General features: G+C 64.1%; 18 protein-coding genes. 5 read left to right on the top strand and 13 right to left on the bottom strand.

Annotated features, from left to right (window positions below; translation table 11 throughout):
* Positions 1-158: 158 nt before the first annotated feature.
* Positions 159-1,043 (bottom strand): LysR family transcriptional regulator, encoded by an 885-nt coding sequence (locus tag AC3WKX_RS21580; RefSeq protein WP_003209935.1) that lies wholly within the window; start codon positions 1,041-1,043, stop codon positions 159-161.
* A gap of 104 nt (positions 1,044-1,147) precedes the next feature.
* Here AC3WKX_RS21580 and AC3WKX_RS21585 point away from each other — a divergent pair, with 104 nt between their 5' ends.
* The 4 genes from AC3WKX_RS21585 (at position 1,148) to AC3WKX_RS21600 (ending at position 5,154) form a co-directional block, all read left to right on the top strand.
* Complete coding sequence (locus AC3WKX_RS21585) at positions 1,148-1,804, top strand: RraA family protein (protein WP_102605840.1); 657 nt, start codon at positions 1,148-1,150, stop codon at positions 1,802-1,804.
* Entirely contained in the window at positions 1,801-3,024 is a 1,224-nt protein-coding gene (locus AC3WKX_RS21590) for a pyridoxal phosphate-dependent aminotransferase (RefSeq protein ID WP_102605839.1), read from the top strand. The genes AC3WKX_RS21585 and AC3WKX_RS21590 overlap by 4 nt, the downstream gene beginning before the upstream one ends.
* 103 nt (positions 3,025-3,127) lie before the next feature.
* Entirely contained in the window at positions 3,128-4,465 is a 1,338-nt protein-coding gene (locus AC3WKX_RS21595) for an MFS transporter (protein WP_023658999.1), read from the top strand.
* A gap of 26 nt (positions 4,466-4,491) precedes the next feature.
* Positions 4,492-5,154 carry an RraA family protein gene (locus AC3WKX_RS21600; RefSeq protein ID WP_102605838.1) on the top strand — a complete coding sequence of 221 codons (663 nt, stop codon included), beginning with the start codon at positions 4,492-4,494 and terminating at the stop codon, positions 5,152-5,154.
* A gap of 8 nt (positions 5,155-5,162) precedes the next feature.
* Here the strand turns inward: AC3WKX_RS21600 and gspD are convergent, their stop codons facing one another.
* From gspD to AC3WKX_RS21660, 12 genes are all read right to left on the bottom strand, one after another.
* Positions 5,163-7,361 carry a type II secretion system secretin GspD gene (gspD, locus tag AC3WKX_RS21605; protein WP_102605837.1) on the bottom strand — a complete coding sequence of 733 codons (2,199 nt, stop codon included), beginning with the start codon at positions 7,359-7,361 and terminating at the stop codon, positions 5,163-5,165.
* Entirely contained in the window at positions 7,358-7,882 is a 525-nt protein-coding gene (locus AC3WKX_RS21610) for a type II secretion system protein, XpsN-like (protein ID WP_102605836.1), read from the bottom strand. The genes gspD and AC3WKX_RS21610 overlap by 4 nt, the downstream gene beginning before the upstream one ends.
* Positions 7,879-8,490: a type II secretion system protein GspM gene (gspM, locus tag AC3WKX_RS21615; RefSeq protein WP_102605841.1), complete on the bottom strand. Its 612-nt coding sequence runs from the start codon at positions 8,488-8,490 to the stop codon at positions 7,879-7,881. Before gspM ends, AC3WKX_RS21610 begins: the two co-directional genes overlap by 4 nt.
* Positions 8,465-9,505 (bottom strand): PilN domain-containing protein, encoded by a 1,041-nt coding sequence (locus AC3WKX_RS21620; protein WP_102605835.1) that lies wholly within the window; start codon positions 9,503-9,505, stop codon positions 8,465-8,467. The genes gspM and AC3WKX_RS21620 overlap by 26 nt, the downstream gene beginning before the upstream one ends.
* On the bottom strand, positions 9,502-10,224 hold the full coding sequence (locus AC3WKX_RS21625; protein ID WP_102605834.1) for a general secretion pathway protein GspK: 723 nt from the start codon (positions 10,222-10,224) through the stop codon (positions 9,502-9,504). Before AC3WKX_RS21625 ends, AC3WKX_RS21620 begins: the two co-directional genes overlap by 4 nt.
* A complete protein-coding gene (locus AC3WKX_RS21630) occupies positions 10,221-10,838 on the bottom strand; it encodes a prepilin-type N-terminal cleavage/methylation domain-containing protein (protein WP_003209916.1) in 618 nt (205 codons plus the stop codon). The genes AC3WKX_RS21625 and AC3WKX_RS21630 overlap by 4 nt, the downstream gene beginning before the upstream one ends.
* The gene (locus AC3WKX_RS21635) at positions 10,835-11,203 is read right to left on the bottom strand and encodes a type II secretion system protein (protein WP_102605833.1); all 369 of its coding nucleotides are present in this window, start codon (positions 11,201-11,203) and stop codon (positions 10,835-10,837) included. Before AC3WKX_RS21635 ends, AC3WKX_RS21630 begins: the two co-directional genes overlap by 4 nt.
* Entirely contained in the window at positions 11,200-11,631 is a 432-nt protein-coding gene (locus AC3WKX_RS21640) for a type II secretion system protein (RefSeq protein WP_003209913.1), read from the bottom strand. The genes AC3WKX_RS21635 and AC3WKX_RS21640 overlap by 4 nt, the downstream gene beginning before the upstream one ends.
* On the bottom strand, positions 11,631-12,056 hold the full coding sequence (gene gspG, locus AC3WKX_RS21645) for a type II secretion system major pseudopilin GspG (RefSeq protein ID WP_003209911.1): 426 nt from the start codon (positions 12,054-12,056) through the stop codon (positions 11,631-11,633). The genes AC3WKX_RS21640 and gspG overlap by 1 nt, the downstream gene beginning before the upstream one ends.
* Before the next feature lie 20 nt (positions 12,057-12,076).
* A complete protein-coding gene (gene gspF, locus AC3WKX_RS21650) occupies positions 12,077-13,279 on the bottom strand; it encodes a type II secretion system inner membrane protein GspF (protein ID WP_102605832.1) in 1,203 nt (400 codons plus the stop codon).
* Positions 13,276-15,000: a type II secretion system ATPase GspE gene (gene gspE / locus AC3WKX_RS21655; RefSeq protein ID WP_488656216.1), complete on the bottom strand. Its 1,725-nt coding sequence runs from the start codon at positions 14,998-15,000 to the stop codon at positions 13,276-13,278. Before gspE ends, gspF begins: the two co-directional genes overlap by 4 nt.
* A 597-nt stretch (positions 15,001-15,597) precedes the next feature.
* The gene (locus tag AC3WKX_RS21660) at positions 15,598-16,638 is read right to left on the bottom strand and encodes a LacI family DNA-binding transcriptional regulator (RefSeq protein WP_102605831.1); all 1,041 of its coding nucleotides are present in this window, start codon (positions 16,636-16,638) and stop codon (positions 15,598-15,600) included.
* A 205-nt stretch (positions 16,639-16,843) separates the two neighbouring features.
* Here AC3WKX_RS21660 and AC3WKX_RS21665 point away from each other — a divergent pair, with 205 nt between their 5' ends.
* Positions 16,844-19,084 carry a TonB-dependent receptor gene (locus AC3WKX_RS21665; RefSeq protein WP_102605830.1) on the top strand — a complete coding sequence of 747 codons (2,241 nt, stop codon included), beginning with the start codon at positions 16,844-16,846 and terminating at the stop codon, positions 19,082-19,084.
* Positions 19,085-19,086 lie beyond the last annotated feature (2 nt).

A 19,086-nucleotide genomic window follows, 5' to 3' on the forward strand; every position in this document is an offset into this window, starting at 1 on the left:
TGCCGAGCCTAGGCGAGGCACCGAGTGGTGGGGCAAAGACCTTTTGGTTACTTTTGGCTGGGCCGGCATTCCGGGCGCTTGCCAAAAGTGACCCGCTGTAAGAGCGGAACCATAAGCCGCCGTTACCTAAATAACGGATATGTACTCAACCCCAACCCCTAGCGAAACCGCGCGATCACCGCCTCCACCACCGGGTTCGGCCGCTGGGTATTCCAGGCGACGGCCGTGGTCACCACATTGAGCTTCTGGCTCAACGCCCGAAACACCACATTGGCCGGCGCCAGCTTCTTCAACGACGCCGGCACCAACGCAATACCCTGCCCATAGCTGACAAACGCGATCTGCGAAGCCACCGACCGCACTTCATGCAGCACCCGAGGCGAAAACCCGCTGGCACGACAGGTAGCGATCAAATTGTCGAAATACACCGGACTGACGTTGCGCGAAAACATCACCAACGGCTCATTCGCCAGGCTCGACAAACTGATCCGCGTACGACTCGCCAACGGATGATCCACCGGAAGCGCCACCACCAGCCGGTCCTCCGTCAGCGGCAATGACTGCACCGAAGCCCCAAGGTCACCATCCAGCCGGGCAAACGCCAGGTCGATATCCCCGGCCTCCAGCGCCGGCAACGCCTCGACGCTGTCGATTTCCCGCACCGACACCGTGAGCTGCGGGTAATCAAGCTTCAGTTGCTCGATCAACCCCGGCAGCACATCAAACATCGCCGTGGAGATCGCGCCGATGGTCAACATCCCCGACTGCCCCGCCACCGCTTCTTCCACGGCGAGTTCCAGGCGCTCCAGCTGCTCGGCGAACTTGCGCACCGCCGGCAGGATCGCCGCGCCCACCGGAGTCAGCTTGGCCCCCCGTCGGGAGCGGTCGAACAGCTTGACCTTGAGCGCCTGCTCCAGCACCTGGATCTGCTCGCTCAGCGGTGGCTGGGACATGCCGAGGCGCTTGGCCGCACGGCCAAAGTTCTGCTCTTCAGCCACGGCCAGGAACAACCAGAGGTGACGAATCAGGCGAAAGTTGATCATGGTCTTATCCATAGGTTAAGCGTATGCAAGGCTTCTGTACTTCGTAATATACCTATCATAGGCACTGCCTGACACTGGCCGCCTCCGTCACCCGAGGCTTGCCCATGACCCCTGACCGTTTGCTCGACCGCCTGGCCGCACTGGACACCAACACCGTGTCCGACGCCCTCGACTTCCTCGGCCTGCCCGGCGCCACCGTGGGCCTGCGCCCATTGTGGAACTGCCCGAAGATCGTTGGCCGCGCCAGTACCGTACTGCTCGGCCCCAAGTCCGACATCGCCCCGACCGTGCACTTGATCACCCCGGTGATCGAACAGGTCGCGACAGACGACCGGGTGCTGGTGATTGCCGGCGGTATCGAGGGCATTTCCTGCTGGGGCGACATCATCGCCAACGCGGCGTTGCGCAAACACATACGCGGTACGGTGATTGATGGTTTCAGCCGCGATATCGACGGCAGCGAAGCCATCGGCTATCCGGTGTACGGACGCGGCGTGACCATGATCAGCGCGCGCAACCGCGTGGTGCAGCTCGACGCCGGCGTGACCCTCAGCGTTGCTGGCGTAAGCGTCAGCGAGGACGACTACGTGATCGCCGATACCTGCGGCACGGTGTTCGTGCCCCAGGCGGTGATCGAAAAGGTCCTGGACCTGGGCGAGCGCATTGCCCGCCGCCAGGACGGCATGGTGCAGGCCGTGCGCAGCGGGCGCTCGGTGGTCGAGGTGATGCACGACGCACAGTTTGAGGCGATCAGCCGATGAGCGCCGATATCCAGCGGCTGAACCCGCGCCTGGCCAGCGCACAACCGTCTGCCACCTATCGCATCATGGACCGCGTCGCCGAACGCCGGGCGCAAGGCGCGCAGATTATCTCGCTGTGCGCCGGCGAACCGGATTTCGACACCCCGGCGCATATCCGCGAAGCCGCGATCCAGGCCATTGAAACCGGGCATACCCGCTACACCCAGGTGGCCGGTGCGCGGGCCCTGCGGGAGGCGGTGGCGGCGAAGTTCCGGCGCGAAAACGGCCTGGACGTGTCCTGGCAGGACACCCTCGTGTGCAACGGCGGCAAGCAGGTGATCTACAACGCCCTGGCAGCCACCCTCAATGAAGGCGACGAGGTGATCGTGCCCGCGCCGTACTGGGTCAGTTACCCGGAGATGGTGCAACTGTGCGGCGGCGAGGCGCGCATCGTCACTTGCAATGCCAACAGTGGATTCAAGCTGACACCCGAGGCCCTGGCTGCTGCAATCACCCTGCAAACACGCTGGCTGATCCTCAATTCACCGTCCAATCCCACCGGCGCGGTGTACAGCGAGGGCGAGCTACGGGCGCTGGCCGAAGTGCTGTTGGCCCACCCGCAGGTGCTGATCCTGGCCGATGACATTTACGAGCACCTGATCTTCGACGGCCAGGCCTTTCATACCCTGGCCCAGGTTGAGCCGCGTTTGGCACCACGCACATTGACCATGAACGGCGTGTCCAAGGCCTACGCCATGACCGGCTGGCGCATCGGTTTCGCCACCGGCCCACGCTGGCTGCTGGAGGCCATGGAAAAACTCCAGGGCCAGCAGACCTCCGGCGCCTGTTCGATCTCGCAACAGGCGGCCCTCGCTGCACTGGAAGGCCCCAGGGATTTCATCCGCGACAGCCGCCGGGTGTTCCAGGCGCGCCGGGACTTGATGGTCCAGTTGCTGAACGACACGCCAGGCCTGACGTGCATCAGCCCCGCCGGCGCGTTCTACGCGTTCGCCTCATGCGCCGCGCTGATCGGGCGCACCTCGGCGGGCGGGCGGCTGCTGCGCAGCGATGAAGACGTGGCCCTGGCGCTGCTGGATGAGGCCAATGTAGCCGTGGTGCATGGCAGCGCCTTCGGCCTGGGGCCGTACATCCGCATCGCCTATGCCCTGGATGACAAGTCGTTGCGCCAGGCGTGCGAGGCAATCCGCGGCTTCTGCAGCAGCTTGCTGGCAGAAGAATAAAAGTGATGAGTTCACATAGATAAATATCGCTAATGGTGGCGTGCGCCCCTTCTTAAGATTAAGGCCGAACAGGACAACACTCACAACAACAAGGTCCGCCCCCATGTCTATGCCTGAAGTCATAAAACCCGCTGTGCGCAGCCAATACCGCTGGGTGGTTGCTGCGCTGATTTTCCTGATCTACACCGTGGCCGCCGCCGACCGGGCCAACCTCGGCGTGGCGCTGCCGTTCATTCGCCAGGAATTTGCAATGAGCAACGCCCAGGCCGGTGGCCTGGTCAGCCTGTTCCTGCTGGCTTACGCCCTGGCACAACTGCCGTCGGGCTTTGCCTTCGGGCGCTTTGGCGTCAGCCGGATCCTGCCGGGGGCCATGGTGCTAACCTCCCTGTTGACCGGGCTGGTGGGCACCGCCAGCTCACTGCTGGCGCTGAAACTCTATCGCCTGGGCCTGGGTATCGCCGAAGGCCCGCTGCCCATCAGCATGACCACCACCATCAATAACTGGTTTCCGGCACGGGAAAAAGGCACCGCGTCGGGGATCTTTCTGTCGGCCGTGAAGTTCGGACCGGTGATCGTGCCGCCGCTGTGTGCCGTGATCATTTCGGTATGGGGCTGGCGCGAGATTTTCTACTTCTTTGCGATCCCGGGCATCGTGCTGGCGGTGGTCTGGTACTTCCTGGTCACCGACCATCCGTCCCGCAGCCGCTTCGTCAACCAGGCCGAACTTCAATACATCGTCGAAGACACCGCAATCGCCCAGACCGCCCGTGTGCACAAGACGCCGGCGTGGGTGAAAAAGCTCGACCGGGTGATCCGCACCCGCGATGAAAAGCCCCTGGAAACCAACCGTCAGGTTTTCACCTCATGGAATATCTGGGGGTGCGCCACCAGCTACTGCTTCCAGCTCGGTGTCTCCAGCGTGCTGCTGGCGTGGATTCCCACCTACCTGATGACCGTCAAGCAGTTTTCGATCATGAACATGGGCCTGGTCTCGGCAGCGCCCTGGGTGGGCGCGGTGCTGGGCAACCTGCTGGGCGGTTTCTGCTCGGACCGCCTGATGGGCGGGCGCCGCAAGCCGGGCATGTTGCTGTCAGCCGTCGGCACCTCGCTGATGATGTACCTGCTGATCAACTCACCGGCCGAGCCCCTGCCCTACGGCTTGCTGCTGATGCTGACCGGCGTGGTGCTGAGCCTCGGCTTCTCGTCCTACATGGTCTACCCGATGGGCCTGACCACCAAGAAGACCTTCCCGATCTCCAACGCCATCGTGAACATGATCGGCCAGTTGGGCGCCGCCGCCACGCCCTTCATCACCGGCCTGCTGCTGGACAACTACGGCTGGAACTACGTGTTCGCCTGGCTGGCGATCGGCTCGTTCATCAGCTTCATCATTTTGCTGACCATTGCCGAGCCCCGCCCGGCCTCCAGCCACCCGACCTGATTTGCCACCACCACGAGGAGTTATCCATGTCACCCCAAGACCAAGAATTGGTTGCCCTGTTTGCCGGCCTGGACACCCCGGGCGTGTCCGACGCCCTGGACAAACTCGGCCTGCCCGGCCAATGCCTGGGAATCATGCCCCTGGACAACTATCGCCAGGTGGTGGTCGGCCCGGCCTTCACCGTGCGCTACGTCAGCGCCAGCACCCCGCCGGGCACCGTAGGCGACTTTATCGATGACGTGGCCGAAGGCGATGTGGTGGTGATCGACAACGACGGACGCACCGACTGCACGGTGTGGGGCGACATCATGACCCAGTACGCCGGCAGCCAGCGGATCGCCGCGACGGTGATCGATGGCGTGTGCCGCGACGTGAGCAAGGCCCTGGGCGACAGCTACCCGCTGTTCACCAAGGGCCGGTTCATGCGCACGGGCAAGGACCGGGTTGAAGTGGAAGCGGTAAACCAGCCGGTGTCCGTCGGCCAGGCCCGGGTGTGCGCCCGGGACATCGTGGTCGCCGACGCCAACGGCGTGGTGATCGTGCCGCGCGAGCGGGCCCATGAAGTGGCAGCCTGTGCACGCTCGATTGAAGCGGTGGAAGCGCGTATCCGGGCGCTGCTCGATGAAGGCAAATCCCTGCGTGAAGCCCGCGCAGCGCTGGGTTATCACACCCTGCAACGCAAGGGCTGAAAGGTCCTTCAGTTCGCCGGTCGCAACAGCTGCATCTGCTGGCGATAGTCATCCGTCACCTGCCGCGCCTGACCGCTGCTGGTGATCACCCTCGGCGTGATCAGCACGATCAACTCGGTGCGATCCTTGGACTTGCTGGTGTTGCCAAACAACCAGCGCAGCCCTGGGATTTTCCCCAGGTACGGCACCGCACTGACGCTCTCGGCGTTGTCCTGCTTGATCAGCCCGCCGAGCAACACGGTCTGGCCGCTTTGCACCGCCACCTGGGTGGACACCGAACGTGTGGAGATGCGCGGGTTGTTGGGCGTGTCACTGCTGTTGGTGGTTTGGTTCTCGGCGTCGCTGACCTGTTGCTGGATGTCCATGTACACCAGGCCGCCCGGGTTGATGCGCGGCACCACGTCGAGGATCACCCCGGTCTGCACGTATTCGACGCTGCTCAAGGTGCTGTCGGCGTTGCCGGTGTTGACCGTGGTCTGGCTGATGGGGATGTTGTCACCCACCTGGATCTGCGCCGGCTGGTTGTTCATCACCACCAGCGACGGCGCCGACAGCACCTGGGTGCGGCCGTTGGTTTCCAGGGCGTGCAAGGCCACTTGCAGGTTGGAGCTGACGAAGGAATAGAACAGCGAATCCGCGCCCAATCCCGCACCGCCGCCACCCAGGGCGCCCTGGCTGCCAGGGGTATTGGCTACCGTGGTGCTGGTGGAGTTGCCCGCCAGGCGGCCCAGGTACCATTGCACCCCGAGGTCCAGTTCGCCGGTGAGTTTGACTTCGAGGATGCGCGTCTCGATCTGCACTTGCAGCGGCGGGTTGTCGAGGCGCTTGATCGCCGATTCGATCTCCTTCCACTGCACCGGTCGGGTGCGTACCAGCAACTGGTTACTGCTTTTTTGCGCGGTGATCCGGGTGCCGGCGTCGAGGCTTTTGGCAGCGCCCGGCTCTGCATTTTCACCGTCTTCGCTGGCGGCCGGGGCCTGGTCCTCATCGTCACTGACGGGCGGGCTATTGCTGCTGTTGTTCAAGCCACCCGAGGTGCCGCCGCTGGTGTTGAGTGACGACAAGGTCGCCGTGCGCAGCCCCGGCGCCACCTTGGCCGGCGCATCGTCCTTGATCGCGCCGGTGCCGTAGATCTGCCGCAGGTATTTGGCGAGGTCCGTGGCCTTCATGTTGCGCACGTCGTAGACGTACATCTGCCGCTCGTTGCCGCCGCCTTCATCGATGGTGTGAATCCAGTCGCCAACTTCACTGAGGTACTGCGGCTGGGACGAGATCGCCACCACCGAATTGGTCCGCTCGATGGGCAGGAAGCGCACCATGCCCGCCAGGGGCATGCCGCTGTCGGGGCCAAACATTTTTTGCAGCTCGGGCATCAACTCGGCCACCGAGGCCCGTTGCAAACCGAACACCCCCACCGACATCCCCTTGAGCCAATCGACGTCGAAGGTGTCGATGGTGTCCTGATAGTTGGCCAACTCATCCGGCGTACCGGCCAGGCTCAGCACGTTGCGTGCCGGGTCCACCAGCAGGAATGCGTTTTCCCGGGCGAACGGCTTGAGCAGTTTCTGCATTTCCGTGGCCGAGATATAGCGCAGCGGAAACAGCCGCGCCGAGAGCCCGCTGGAGGGTTGCGACACGCTCATTTCCGGCACCAGCTTGCCCGCCACCGCCTGGTTGGCGGGCAGGATCACGTAGCGCTGGCCCTGGCGGATCATCGCGTTATCGGTCCAGGACAACAGGGTTTCGAGGATCGACAGCGCCTGCTGCTTGCTCACCGGCTTTGAGGTGGAGAAGCTTACGTTGCCTTTCACACCCTGGGCGATGCTGTAGTTCTCGTGCAGCAGGTCGCCCATGACGCTGTTGATCACCGCCTCAATCGGCTGGTCGGCGAAGTTGAACACGATGTCGCCGCTGGCTTCATCCTTGACCGCCGGCGCAGGTGCGGGCTGGCGCACGAACTGCTGGTTACCGCGAATCAACTGGCGCTGGGGCGGCGTAGGCGCCTGGGCTTGGCGGCTGTCGGCCGCAGGCGACTCGCTGGCCGGGTCCACGGGCGGCCGTTGCGAACCGGTGCCCTGCATCGCCTCGTGAAGCAAGGCATCGTCCGGGTCGAGGTGATCGGGGAATGACCCACAGCCGCCCAAGGCGACGGCGGTGGCCAGGCAAAACACGCTGGTGCGCAAGGCGCGAGGGGAAGTATCGATCAAGGGGCGGGCTCGTGAGGAAGGGAAATCGGTGGTGTGGTGGACGGCGGCGGCAAACGCGGAACGCTGAGGCTCAGGGTTTGCGTGCGGCCATCCAGCACAAAACGGGCGTGCACCGGTGTCAGGTGTTCCAGGCGCCAGCCGTTGGGCAGAGTCTGGCCTTGCTGGACTTTGAGCGGCGGGCCCTCGTCACGCTTGAGCAGCGCGACGCGCAGGTCGCCGTCGAGCAGCACGCCGGTCAGCTTCAGGCTCGACAGGCTGGAAATCTCGGCCTGACCCACGGCGGCATCGGGGCTGCGGTCGGGGCTGAACAGCGGCGCCTGCCAGGTGCCGGCGAGGCTTTCCAGGGTCGCACTCGGGGCCACGTGAACCTTGGCCGAAGCATTGGCGCGCACGGCGGAGGCAGGCTCATCCAACCACTGCGGCGCGTCGCCGATGCTGCTCAAGATGCCCACCATCAGCAGGCCCAGCAGCCCGGCCACACCGAGCAATCCCCACTCGAGGGGGCGCAATGAATTGATCATCGGCGGGCCTGCGTGGCGGCTGCCGGTTGCAGATAACCGCGCACCAACAGGTGCACCACCAGCTTTCCGGCACCGCCGCTGGCGGGGGCATTCGGCCCGCGACGGACGCTCATTTCATCCACGAACAGGAACGGTCGCTGGTACTCCAGCTCATGCAGGATCGCAGTCAGGGGTTCGATGGCGCAGTTGAGGGTCAGGCTGACTTTGACCTGGCGATAGGGCTCGGTGTCGTCCTGCTCCGGGGTGATGGGCATGCGCTGGGTCAGGCTGCAGCCGCCGCCGAGGCCGGCGCGGCTGTTGATCAGGTCGGCGATGCGCTGCATCAGGTCCGCCGCCACGGCGCTGGGGTCATCCCCCGACAACAGGCTGGTGCTGCTGGCCGGGTCCTGGCGGGCTTGCTCCAGTTGCTCACGCAAGGCGGCGCCCTGGTGCAGTAGGCCCGCATAGCGTTGCTGTTGTTCGCGCAGCTGTTCGGCCTGCTCGCCCATGGCACGCAATGGCCCGGCGAACCAGCTGTCGATCAGCAGCCAGTAACCGCCGCCCAGCACCAGCGCCAGGACCAGCAAGGCGGCGCCGCGACGCTCACGGGGTGTCAGTGGTCGGCGCATCGGCGGCCTCCTGGTGCAAGTGGGCGCGCAGGGAAAACTGATCCTTGCCGGTTTGCGCATCGGGTTGGATCACCCCTTCGAACTGGGGGTTTTCCAGGCTGTGGCACGCCTTGATCCGAGTGATCAGGGCACTCGCCTTGGCGCTTTGCCCGGAGAAGGACACGTCGGCGCCGTTGTTGACGTCCAACTGGTCGATCCAGGTATCGGCGGGCAGGCAGGCGGTCAGCTCGTTGAGCAACGCCGCCAACGGCGGTTGTGCCGACTTGCGGCGAATCAGGTACTGCGCGGCGCCACGGGTATTGAGCAGTTGCTGGCGCAGGCTCTGGACCTCGGCGACCTGGGCTTTCTGTTGTTGCACCTGCGCCTGCATGACGTCGAGCACCCGCTGGCGGTCGTTGAGCCACAGCAGCATCGCGGCAATCAGCAAGGCGCCGCACAGCCAGGGCAGGCTGCGTTGCAAGCCCTTCCCGGCCGGCCGCTGGCGTGGGCGCAACGGCGCCGGCAGCAGGTCGATGCCCATTGGCCCGTCCACATCCACCGCATGGGGCTGCAAGCCGAGAGCAGCGCAGTCCAACAGGATTTGATCCAGGCGCTCCCGCAGGATGGCCACCAGGGTCACTTGCACATGCGTGGCGGTGCGCCGTTCCTGGCGGGCCACGAAGTACAACTGTTCAGCCTCGAACGGGGTAAAGCGGTCCAGCTCATAACCCACCACCGTCGACAGGTTGCGCGCGGCCGCCAGGGGCAGTTGCAGGGTTTGCCGCAGCACCGCCGAGGGCGCGAGCACCAGCACCTGGCGCACCTCGTCGGCAGGTTTTGCCACCGGCTCGGTCAACGGCCAGTGGTAGCGGTGCTCGGGGATGTCACGGACCGACAGCCACGCCGGCAGGCAGCCACGCAGCTCCTTGAGCCACAGGCGCCAGCCCACTTGCAGCAAGCTGCCGCGCCAGCGCCGGGTGAGCGGTTCGGCCAGCTGTTGAAGGCGCGCCACTGGCGCCGAAAGGTATGGATTCATTCTTGCCAACGCAGCACCCGATAAGGTTGTGCGCTTCCCTCCGATGGGCTCAATAAAACCGTGGTTCGTAACCGGGCGTGGTAACCGCCGGGGCGTTGTGCGCGGCTGTCGATCACCAGCACGTCACCGGGGTCGGCCCCTACTGCGCTCTGCCGGGGCAGGTTCAGCGCCTGGCGCATCAATGGGCTGGCGAAAGCGGGATCGGGCCGGTCCAGGCCGCTCCACAAACTGATTTCCGGGGCCAGCCGGCTGTACAGCGCCTGGGTTATGCCGGGCAATTGCCGCACTTCCTCCACCACGCGGAACGGCGCCAGGCCTGCGTTGCGCCGCACTTCCAGGTCCCTGGCGAGCCGACTGGCCTGGGCCTGGGTGGCGCCGCAGGCCAGGGCCAGGCGGGCAAAGTCGGCCGTCTCTGCGCTGTTCAAATACAGCTTGCCGCGCTCGCTGTGCAGGCTCACGTGAAGCTGTGCGTCATCAAATACCAGGGGCATTTCGCGGCCGTCGGCGATCCATTGCTTGCGTTGCAGCGGGTCGGCCAGGGCCTGCATGGCCAACGCCACGCCCGCCTCCGCCGCCAGCAGCGCCTGGGTATGCTGGCGATGCCACAGGGCCTGGCGGCTTTCCAGTTGTACCCAACCGGCCAGGCCGCCCAGCAGCAAGCTGAGCAACGCCAGTACCCACAGCACCAGCAGCAATGCAACGCCGCGCTGACGCTTCATTCGCCTGATGCTCCGCTGGAGAGGTTCAGGCGCAAGGCAACCACTTGGGTGACCCACGGCACCGGTCCGTTGACTTGTGCTGCAATGCGTACCGCATAAGGCAGGCGTTTGGTCCACGGCCAGTCACTGATCCAACCGGTGGCCTGGCCCTTGGGCGACAGGCCGCGATAGCTGAATTGCAGATCCTCGACGTTCTTCAGCAACACCTGCGGTTCGCTGCGGGTGGCCGGCACGCTCACTTGGGCATTGGACTCAAACCGTGCGAACGCCACCTGCAACTCGCGCTCGGTCAACTGCAAGGTGAAACGCTGGATACCGCCGCCGAGCACGCCCGGCAAGGTCGCGACGTATTGCAGGCGCTGGGGAGCGCCGACAAAAAAGCCGTTGGTCTGGCTGTCGTCCTCGGTCACGTCCAGGGGCAGCGCCTCGCTGATGGAAGTGCGCAGGAACTGTTGCGCGGCGCGACTTTCATCCAGGCTGACGGTGTAGCGCTGCGCCTTGAGTACTGCACGGTTGGCTCCCAGGAGCGCGCCGCCCACCAGGGCCAACAACACGCCCAGCAGGCTGAGCACGATCATGATTTCGAGCAACGTGAAGCCCCGCTGCTGCTTCACTGGAGGCTCCCGTCGCGGCTGGCGCGCAGTTTCAAGGTACTGAAATTTGCGCGGCGCAGACCTTCGCTGACGCTGAGATCGAGGCGAAACAAATGTGGCTGACCGATGCGGGTGGGCTGCTGGGCGACGCGCAGTTGCCAGGCAATGCCGTCCAGCTCGCCCTGGCGCACGCCACTGGCCAGGGGCCCCGACGCCTCCTGATCCATCACGCTCAAGGCGGTATGGGTCAGGCGGTCGCTGTGGGCCACCTGCAACAACGAGCGCGCGCTTTGGCCGAACGCGACCAGCAACACCGTGCTGCAGATCGCCATGAGGGTCAGCGCTGCGAGCATTTCCAGCAAGGTGAAACCCGACTGACGCTTCATGGCAATGCCCTGGACTGCACGCTGCCGGTCAGCCAGCCGACGTCGATGCGCCAGCGCCGCGTGCCATTGGCCAATAACAGGTTGCCGCCGGTAGAGCTGCCGTCGGGGTAAAACTCCACCGCAGCGCCTGCGTGTTCGGCGGTGTGCAGGGTCACTTGCAGATCGGCCGGCCAGTGCTTGATGGGTTGCCCCGGCGCCTGAAAGCTCAGCCGGGCCAAGTCGAAGACGGTCTTGGCCGACCTGCCGCTGACAATCGCCCGTGCCCGTGTGCTGCGCAGGGCATCCACCATCTGCCCGACCACCTGGCGCTCTTTCGCTACCCGCAGGCCTTGTTGCAGGCCAAATCCCACCAACCCGGCCGCGATGCTGATCAACACGATCACCACCAGCATCTCCAGCAGGGTAAAGCCGCGTTGGAGGGCCGGCATTATTCCCAGTTGCCCAGGTCGGCGCTGTAGCCTTCGCCGCCGGGCTGGCCGTCCTGACCGTAGAAGATCAGGTCGAAGGCGCCATGTTCACCGGGGAAGCGATAGCCGAAGGCATGGCCGAACGGGTCCTTGAGGTCTGAGGGCTTGGCGTACGGCCCGGCCCAGCCGGCGGTGTTGCCGGGCTTGTCGACCAATTGCTGGAGGGTCTTGGGTGGCGAGCCGACGTCCAGGCCGTAGCTCTCGATCTTCATGCTCAGGCTGGCCAGTTGCGCCTTGCCCGCGCCGTATTTGCCCTTGTCGACGTTGCCGCCCACCTGGCGCACCACGATGGTCGCGACGATGCCCAGCAACACAATCACCGCGAGCATTTCCAGCAAGGTGAAACCGCCTTGGCGGCGGGCGGGTTTGAAACGGGTATGGCGCATCGGCTTGCTTCCTTGGGTCTTCATATATTGCTGGTCAGGCTCATCAGCGGCAGCATGATCGCGAGCATGATCACCGCCACCAGCACCGCCATGACCACCGTCAGGGACGGCACCAGGGCGGCGAGCAGGCGGTCGATGCCGCGCTTGGCTTCGACGTCGAACACGTCGGCGACCTTGAGCAGCATGCTGTCCAGTTCACCGGCCTGTTCGCCGACTTCAATCATTTGCAGGGCCAGGTCCGGCAGCAGCGGTTGGCTGCCAAATGCACTGGCCAGGGTGCCGCCGCCTTTCACCGACTCGGCGGCCTGGGCCACTTGTGCCTGCAAGGCACGGTTGGTGCAGACCTGGCGGGCGATCACCAGCGCTTGCAGCAGCGCCACGCCGTTGCTCAGCAAGGTGCCGAGGGTGCGTGCCAGGCGTGCGGCTTCGACCCGCTGCAACAGCGGGCCGATAACGCGGATACCCAGCACGCGCCGGTCGTACTGCTCGCGGTGTCGTGGGTTGCGCAGGCGTGCCGCCAGGGCCCAGACCGTCACGATCAACCCGGCAAAAACCGCCAGGCCATAGGCGCCGAGGAACTGCCCAAGGCCCAGGATCACTTCGGTGATCAACGGAATCGGCACGCCCAGATCCTTGAAGATCGGCACGAACTGCGGCACCACGTAAGCCAGCAACAGCGCCAGGGAACCGAGCACGCCCACCACCAGGAAGGCGGGATAGATCAGCGCGTTGATCACCTCGCCTCTCAATAACTGGCTGCGTTCCAGGTAGTCACTGAGTTGGCGCAGGGTGTTCTCCAGCGCACCGCCCGCCTCACCGGCACGGACCATGCTCAGGTACAGCGGCGAAAATTGGCTGCCCTCCTCTTCCAGCGCTGCCGACAATGGCTTGCCGGCCTTGACGTGCTCGCGGATACGCTCGATCAGTGCCCGGGTCTGCGGCTGGCCGGGCTGCTTGAGCAGGATGCCCAGCGAGCGCTCCAGCGGTTGGCCCGCGCCCAGCAGGGTGGCCAGTTGCTGGGTAAAACTGACCAGCGCCGCGCCATTCAACTGACCGCGCCCGAAGGCATTGCGCAGCCCTTGGGCACCGGCGGCATCGATGTGCAATAGCAGCAGGCCACGCTTGTGCAGCGCAGCGACGGCGGCGGCCTGGTCCTTCGCTTCGAGGGTGCCGTTCTGCGCGACGCCCTGGCTGTCCAGGGCACGGTATTTGAACAGGCTCACGCGCCCTCTCCACGGGTGACGCGCAACACTTCTTCAAGGGACGTGACACCGGCCACCGCCTGGCGCAGGCCTTCTTCATGCAGGGTGCGCAAGCCACCACGGCGGGCGGCCTGTTCGAGGGTCGCGGCGTCGGCCTGGCGCATCAACAAGCTGCGCAGTTCGTCATTCATCACCAGCAATTCGGTGATTGCACTGCGGCCGTGGTAACCGCCGCCGGCGGCGTTGGCGCGAGGCCGGTAAAGCAGGATCGGGCGCTGTTCGGTGAAGCGGTCGAGGCCGTGTTCCTCGATCAACTCCGGCGGCGCTTCGAACGCCTCACGGGTCGCCGGGTCGAGGCGGCGCACCAGGCGCTGCGCGAGGATGCCATTGACGGTCGAGGCGATCAGGTAGCTCTCCACACCCATGTCCAGCAGGCGCGTGATACTCGCTGCGGCACTGTTGGTGTGCAGGGTCGAGAGCACCAGGTGGCCGGTCAGGGAGGACTGGATGGCGATGCGGCAGGTTTCGAGGTCGCGGATTTCACCGATCATGATCACGTCCGGGTCCTGGCGCACGATGGAGCGCAGCGCGCCGGCGAAGTCCAGCCCAATGGCGGGTTTGACCTGGATCTGGTTGATGCCTTCCAGCTGGTATTCCACCGGGTCTTCGACGGTGATGATCTTGCGCTCGGCGGTATTGAGCCGCGACAACGCGGTATAGAGCGTGGTGGTTTTACCCGAGCCGGTGGGCCCGGTGACCAGCAGGATGCCGTGGGGCCGCTCGAGCACTTCAAGGAAGGTTTCCAGGCGCTGGCCGTCAAAGCCCAGGCTCTGGAAATCGAACTGCACGGTCTGGCGGTCCAGCAGGCGCATCACCACCGACTCGCCAAAACTGGTGGGCACCGTGGATACCCGCAGGTCCAGTTCCTTGCCCTGGATGCGCAACATGATCCGGCCGTCCTGCGGCAGGCGGCGCTCGGCGATGTCGAGGCGCGCCATGATCTTGACCCGGGAAATCACCGCCGCCGAGGAACTCGCCGGCGGCGCTTCCGCTTCATGCAGCACACCGTCGATGCGGTAGCGCACCTTGAGCTGGTTTTCGAAGGGTTCGATATGGATGTCCGAGGCGCGGTGCTCCACGGCCCGTTGCAGGATCAGGTTGACCAGGCGAATCACCGGGGCTTCGGAGGCCATGTCCTTGAGGTGTTCGATGTCTTCCAGGGCGCCGCCCTGTTCATCGAGGTTTTCGATCAGGGTGCCCATGGCGGAACGGCCCTGGCCGTAGTAACGCTCGATCAGGGTTTCGACTTCGTTGCGCGGCCCGACCGCCAGCCACACCGGCACGCCGCACGCGTACGCCAGGGCCTGGAACGGATACAGCAGCGCCGGGTTGGCCGCCAACACCCTCACACCACCGTGGCTCCAGCCCACCGGCACCACCTGGTAATGGCGCATGAAGCGTTCGGTCAGCGCCGGCAGCGGGTCGAGCACGGGCGGTGCGGCGTCCGCCAGCAGCAACGGCGCGCCGAGCAAATCGGCCCAGGCCCGCGCCAGTTCCACTTCGGAAACGAGCCCCAGGCGCGTCAGCAGGCCGAGCAGTTCGGGGTCGTCGGATTCCTGGGATAACCGTCGAGCACGTTCCAGGTCGACGGTTTTCAGACCGGCTTTTCGCATCAGCCACGCGCACACTTGTTCGGCATCCGGAATCTGCATTCGGCATGCATCGATGGGCATTGACGGTATCGGCTGGGGCATCTGCACAAGTCTGAGGGGCTATTTAAAAACCTGTTCCGTGGCACACGCCGGAACAAGGGCATCCACACTTAGTTGGAGGTTTTTAGCGCAAGCGCTGTCATGACAAGGTACGGACCCTACACCAAAACATTTTGTATTACAGCCCACTTAAGTTATGGCCTTTTAGAACTACCAACAGGCGCCATTAGTTAGCCATGACCGTACACATGATGTTTAAAGCATCGACTGACATGTTTAAACTTAGTTCATCAGCGCAAGAAAATATCGCCAGTCTCACGCAAGATCTGGGTCTATCCCGGCACCTAATGGCAATCAATGATCAGTTCAATAGGCCACCTTGCAATATCACATGGACACTACTCAAAAGAACAACCCACCAAGTCATTGCACTTTTTAAATCGCGAAACTCACCGCACTAATTGCAATTAGCCATCGCTAAAACTTGTCACCGAAGAAGAACTACCCACTGATAAAAAAGAGACGAGCGCACGCAATCAAACGCATGTTTCAGCGCCTGACCTTGAATAATCCGTTATCAGAAAATACCGAGAGTCAACGCAACATGGCCATGAGCCGCAACTGGACTCAGGCGCTCTCGCGCTCGATCAAGCGGCACTCCAGCAGGTTCAAGCGCTGCACCTCATCCTCAACCGGCAACACGCCCAGGCTTTCCAGTACCCGCGTTGCCGCCAGCACACCGATCTCCAGGGCGGGCGGCTTGATGGTGCTGAGACTGGGCAAGAGCATTTCGGCAAACGGGTAATCACCAAAGCCGAGCACGGCGCAATCCTTGGGGATCTCCAGACCTGCCCGTTGCCCGGCCAGCAGGCCACCGGCGGCCAGGTTGTCATTGGCGAAGATGATTGCGTCCGGTGGAATGGCGGCACTCATCAATGCCTGCATCGCTTGCTTGCCCGCCTCAAACGGTGCGCGATCGGCGCCCGGGGCAAACACCCACGGCTGCATGCCCAGCTCAATCAGGGTCGCGCTGTAGCCATCCCGGCGTTCCAGTGCACTGAAGTCCCCCGGCGCGCTGTTCTGTACGAACGCGATGCGCCGATAACCCTTGCCATGCAGGTAGCGCGCAGCCGTCACGCCCACCTCGTAATGCGAGAAGCCAATCTGCAACGGCTCCCGCTCGGGTTGGTAATCCCAGGTTTCAACCACCGGGATATCCGCCTCGGCGATCATCTTCTCGGTGCCCGCGCTATGGAAGCGGCTGGTGAGCACCAATGCCGCCGGGGACCAGCCAAGAAACGCGCGCACTGCATTTTCTTCCTGCTCGGCGCTGAAGTAACTGGACGCCAGCAGCAATTGGTAGCCGTGGCGGCTGAGGGTATCGCTGAAGCCCTGGATGGTATTGGCGAAGATCGGCCCGGAGATGTTTGGAATCACCATCGCGACGATCCTGCCCCGCGCCGACGCCAGCCCACCCGCCACCAGGTTCGGCACATAGCCCAATTCGGCAACCACCGCCGCGATGCGTTCGCGGCGTTCGGGCGAGACCTGCTCCGGCTGGTTGAAATAGCGCGACACGGTAATCGCTGACACACCGGCCTGGCGCGCCACGGTATTCAAGGTGACGCGGCCGGCACCACGGCGTTTCCGGGGTTTGTCTTCGCTCAAGGGACGATCCTGTTAAAAACCTAAAAGAATATAAAACTAATTTTTTAGTATTTGACGCTCTATATCGCACCTACCAATAATGCCGATGTTAGCGCTACCAAAGCGTTTTGTCTGCTACTCGCTCGAGCGAATGCCCAAGACGGATTCAACGGCGCTGTCGTCGCAGAACGGCAGCGGTTCAGGGCATTTTTCGAGCGGTCAGAGCATGCACACACATTCGGGGCAACCTCAAAAACTTTCGCAATCCATACGCGCCGCCACCGGGCGCCGCGCCCACCTGGGTTGGCTACTGGCGGGGCTCGCCGCCCTGCCCGTTCCCGCTGCATTCGCCGCCGACGACCAGGAACCCACCCTCAAGCCGGTCACGGTCACTGCCACCCGCCGCGAAGAGTCGCTGCAAAAAGTCCCGGTAGCAGTTTCGGTGCTCGATGGCGAACAACTGGAGCGTGACAATCGCAACGGCGTGGCGAGCATCGTCCAGCAGGTACCCTCGCTGAATTTCCGTACCGGCGCGTCGAACAAGGACACCTCGTTGTTCGTACGCGGAGTGGGCACGATATCCACCTCGCCCGGGGTTGAACCCACGGTGGCGACGGTGATTGACGGCGTGGTGTACGCCCGCCCCGGCCAGGCTACCCTGGACCTGCTCGACCTGGATCGTGTCGAAGTGCTGCGCGGGCCCCAGGGCACACTGTTCGGCAAGAACGCCTCGGCCGGCGTGCTGAATATCACCAGCAAGGCGCCGACGGCCGAGACCCACGGCTATATCGACCAGTCCTACTTCAGCGGCAATGAAAGCCGCACCCGCTTCGGCCTGGGCGGCAGCCTGATTCCCGGTACGCTGAAGGGCTCCATCAGCGGGCTGTTCGGCAGCTACGACGGTAACGTCGACAACAAGCACAACGGCCAGGAAGTGAACGGCTACAACCATCAGGGCGTGCGCGGCAAACTGGAGTTCACCCCCAACGACGACGTGAAACTGACCCTGATTGCCGACTACATGCAGTCCCACGACGATGCGCCAAATGGCGTGGTGAGCAAATCCCTGACCCCGGCGTTCGCCAACGCGCTGAACCCGGTGCGCGGGACCAGCGACAACCGCGACATCAACACCGACACCCGCAGCCACGTGGAGGACACCAACAAAGGCCTGTCTGCCCAACTGGACTGGAACCTCGGCGACTACACCCTGACCTCGATCACTGCCTGGCGCGGCTGGGACAACACCCAGTACCAGGACGGCGACCGCCTGGGCACCGTGACCGCCGCTTTCCCCGGCACCGCCGACAAAGGCCAACTGGCGTTCGACCAATACTCCCAGGAGCTGCGCCTGGCCTCGCCCAAAGGCGAATTCCTCGAATACGTCGGCGGCCTGTTCTACATGCACGGCAAGGACCAGGAAACCTACCAGCGCACCCTGACCACCACCACACGCACCGACCGCGGCATCGCCGACTACGGCACCACCAGCGACAGCTACGCGGTGTTCGGCGAGACCACGCTGAATTTCACCTCGGCCTTTCGTGGCATCGCCGGCCTGCGCTACACCCACGACGACCTGGAATACGATCACCGCCGTGTCTCCACTTCGGCCACCACTGTCAGCGGCATTCAACCGGCCACCAGCAGTTCCGGCTCGGTGGACGAAGACGGCTGGTCCGGCCGGCTGGGGGTGCAATACGACCTGAGCGACACCGTCACCAGCTACCTGACCTACTCGCGCGGCTACAAGGGCCCGGCCTACAACGTGTTCTTCAACATGCAGCCACGGGACACCGACGCGCTGAAACCGGAAACCTCCAACACCTGGGAAGTCGGGATCAAGGCCACCAGCTGGAACAATCGCCTGACCACCAACCTGGCGATCTTCCACAGCGACTACGACAACTACCAGGCGAACTTCTTCGACACCGTCGCCGGGCAAGTGGTGACGCGCTTGATCAACGCCGGCAGCGTCAGCACCGAAGGCGTCGAACTCGACTACGCACTGCAGGCCACCCAACAACTGAAGCTCTCCGGCGCGCTGGCCTACACCCGGGCCCGCATCGATGAGTTCGCCTGCCCGCCTGGCGCGGCGGCGTCCTGCAACGTCAACGGCAAGCCGCTGCCCTTCAGCCCGGACTGGAAAAGCTACGTGCGCGCCGACTACAGCATCCCGCTGGATAACGGCCTGGATATCGAACTGGGTACCGACTACAGCTGGCAGAGCGAAGTGCAGTACGACATCAGCCAGAACGTCGACACCAAGCAAGGCGCCTACGGCATCTGGAACGCCAGCGTCGCCCTGGCCGACTACAGCAACGGCTGGCGCGTGGCCCTGCTGGCGAAGAACCTCACCGACAAGTCCTATTCACCGCTGCTGGCCAGTGGCGGCAGCTACATCTACCGCGCCGTACCCCGTGACGATGAACGTTACTTCGGCGTGCAACTGCGCAAGGATTTTTGAGC

The organism is Pseudomonas sp. GP01-A4 (assembly GCF_058780865.1).

Excerpts from the sequence above, each read along its gene's own strand:
- AC3WKX_RS21580 (WP_003209935.1), bottom strand. The coding sequence starts at position 1,043 with ATGATCAACTTTCGCCTGATTCGTCACCTCTGGTTGTTCCTGGCCGTG.
- AC3WKX_RS21585 (WP_102605840.1), top strand. The coding sequence starts at position 1,148 with ATGACCCCTGACCGTTTGCTCGACCGCCTGGCCGCACTGGACACCAAC.
- AC3WKX_RS21590 (WP_102605839.1), top strand. The coding sequence starts at position 1,801 with ATGAGCGCCGATATCCAGCGGCTGAACCCGCGCCTGGCCAGCGCACAA.
- AC3WKX_RS21595 (WP_023658999.1), top strand. The coding sequence starts at position 3,128 with ATGTCTATGCCTGAAGTCATAAAACCCGCTGTGCGCAGCCAATACCGC.
- AC3WKX_RS21600 (WP_102605838.1), top strand. The coding sequence starts at position 4,492 with ATGTCACCCCAAGACCAAGAATTGGTTGCCCTGTTTGCCGGCCTGGAC.
- AC3WKX_RS21610 (WP_102605836.1), bottom strand. The coding sequence starts at position 7,882 with ATGATCAATTCATTGCGCCCCCTCGAGTGGGGATTGCTCGGTGTGGCC.
- gspM (WP_102605841.1), bottom strand. The coding sequence starts at position 8,490 with ATGCGCCGACCACTGACACCCCGTGAGCGTCGCGGCGCCGCCTTGCTG.
- AC3WKX_RS21620 (WP_102605835.1), bottom strand. The coding sequence starts at position 9,505 with ATGAATCCATACCTTTCGGCGCCAGTGGCGCGCCTTCAACAGCTGGCC.
- AC3WKX_RS21625 (WP_102605834.1), bottom strand. The coding sequence starts at position 10,224 with ATGAAGCGTCAGCGCGGCGTTGCATTGCTGCTGGTGCTGTGGGTACTG.
- AC3WKX_RS21635 (WP_102605833.1), bottom strand. The coding sequence starts at position 11,203 with ATGAAGCGTCAGTCGGGTTTCACCTTGCTGGAAATGCTCGCAGCGCTG.
- AC3WKX_RS21640 (WP_003209913.1), bottom strand. The coding sequence starts at position 11,631 with ATGCCGGCCCTCCAACGCGGCTTTACCCTGCTGGAGATGCTGGTGGTG.
- gspG (WP_003209911.1), bottom strand. The coding sequence starts at position 12,056 with ATGCGCCATACCCGTTTCAAACCCGCCCGCCGCCAAGGCGGTTTCACC.
- AC3WKX_RS21665 (WP_102605830.1), top strand. The coding sequence starts at position 16,844 with ATGCACACACATTCGGGGCAACCTCAAAAACTTTCGCAATCCATACGC.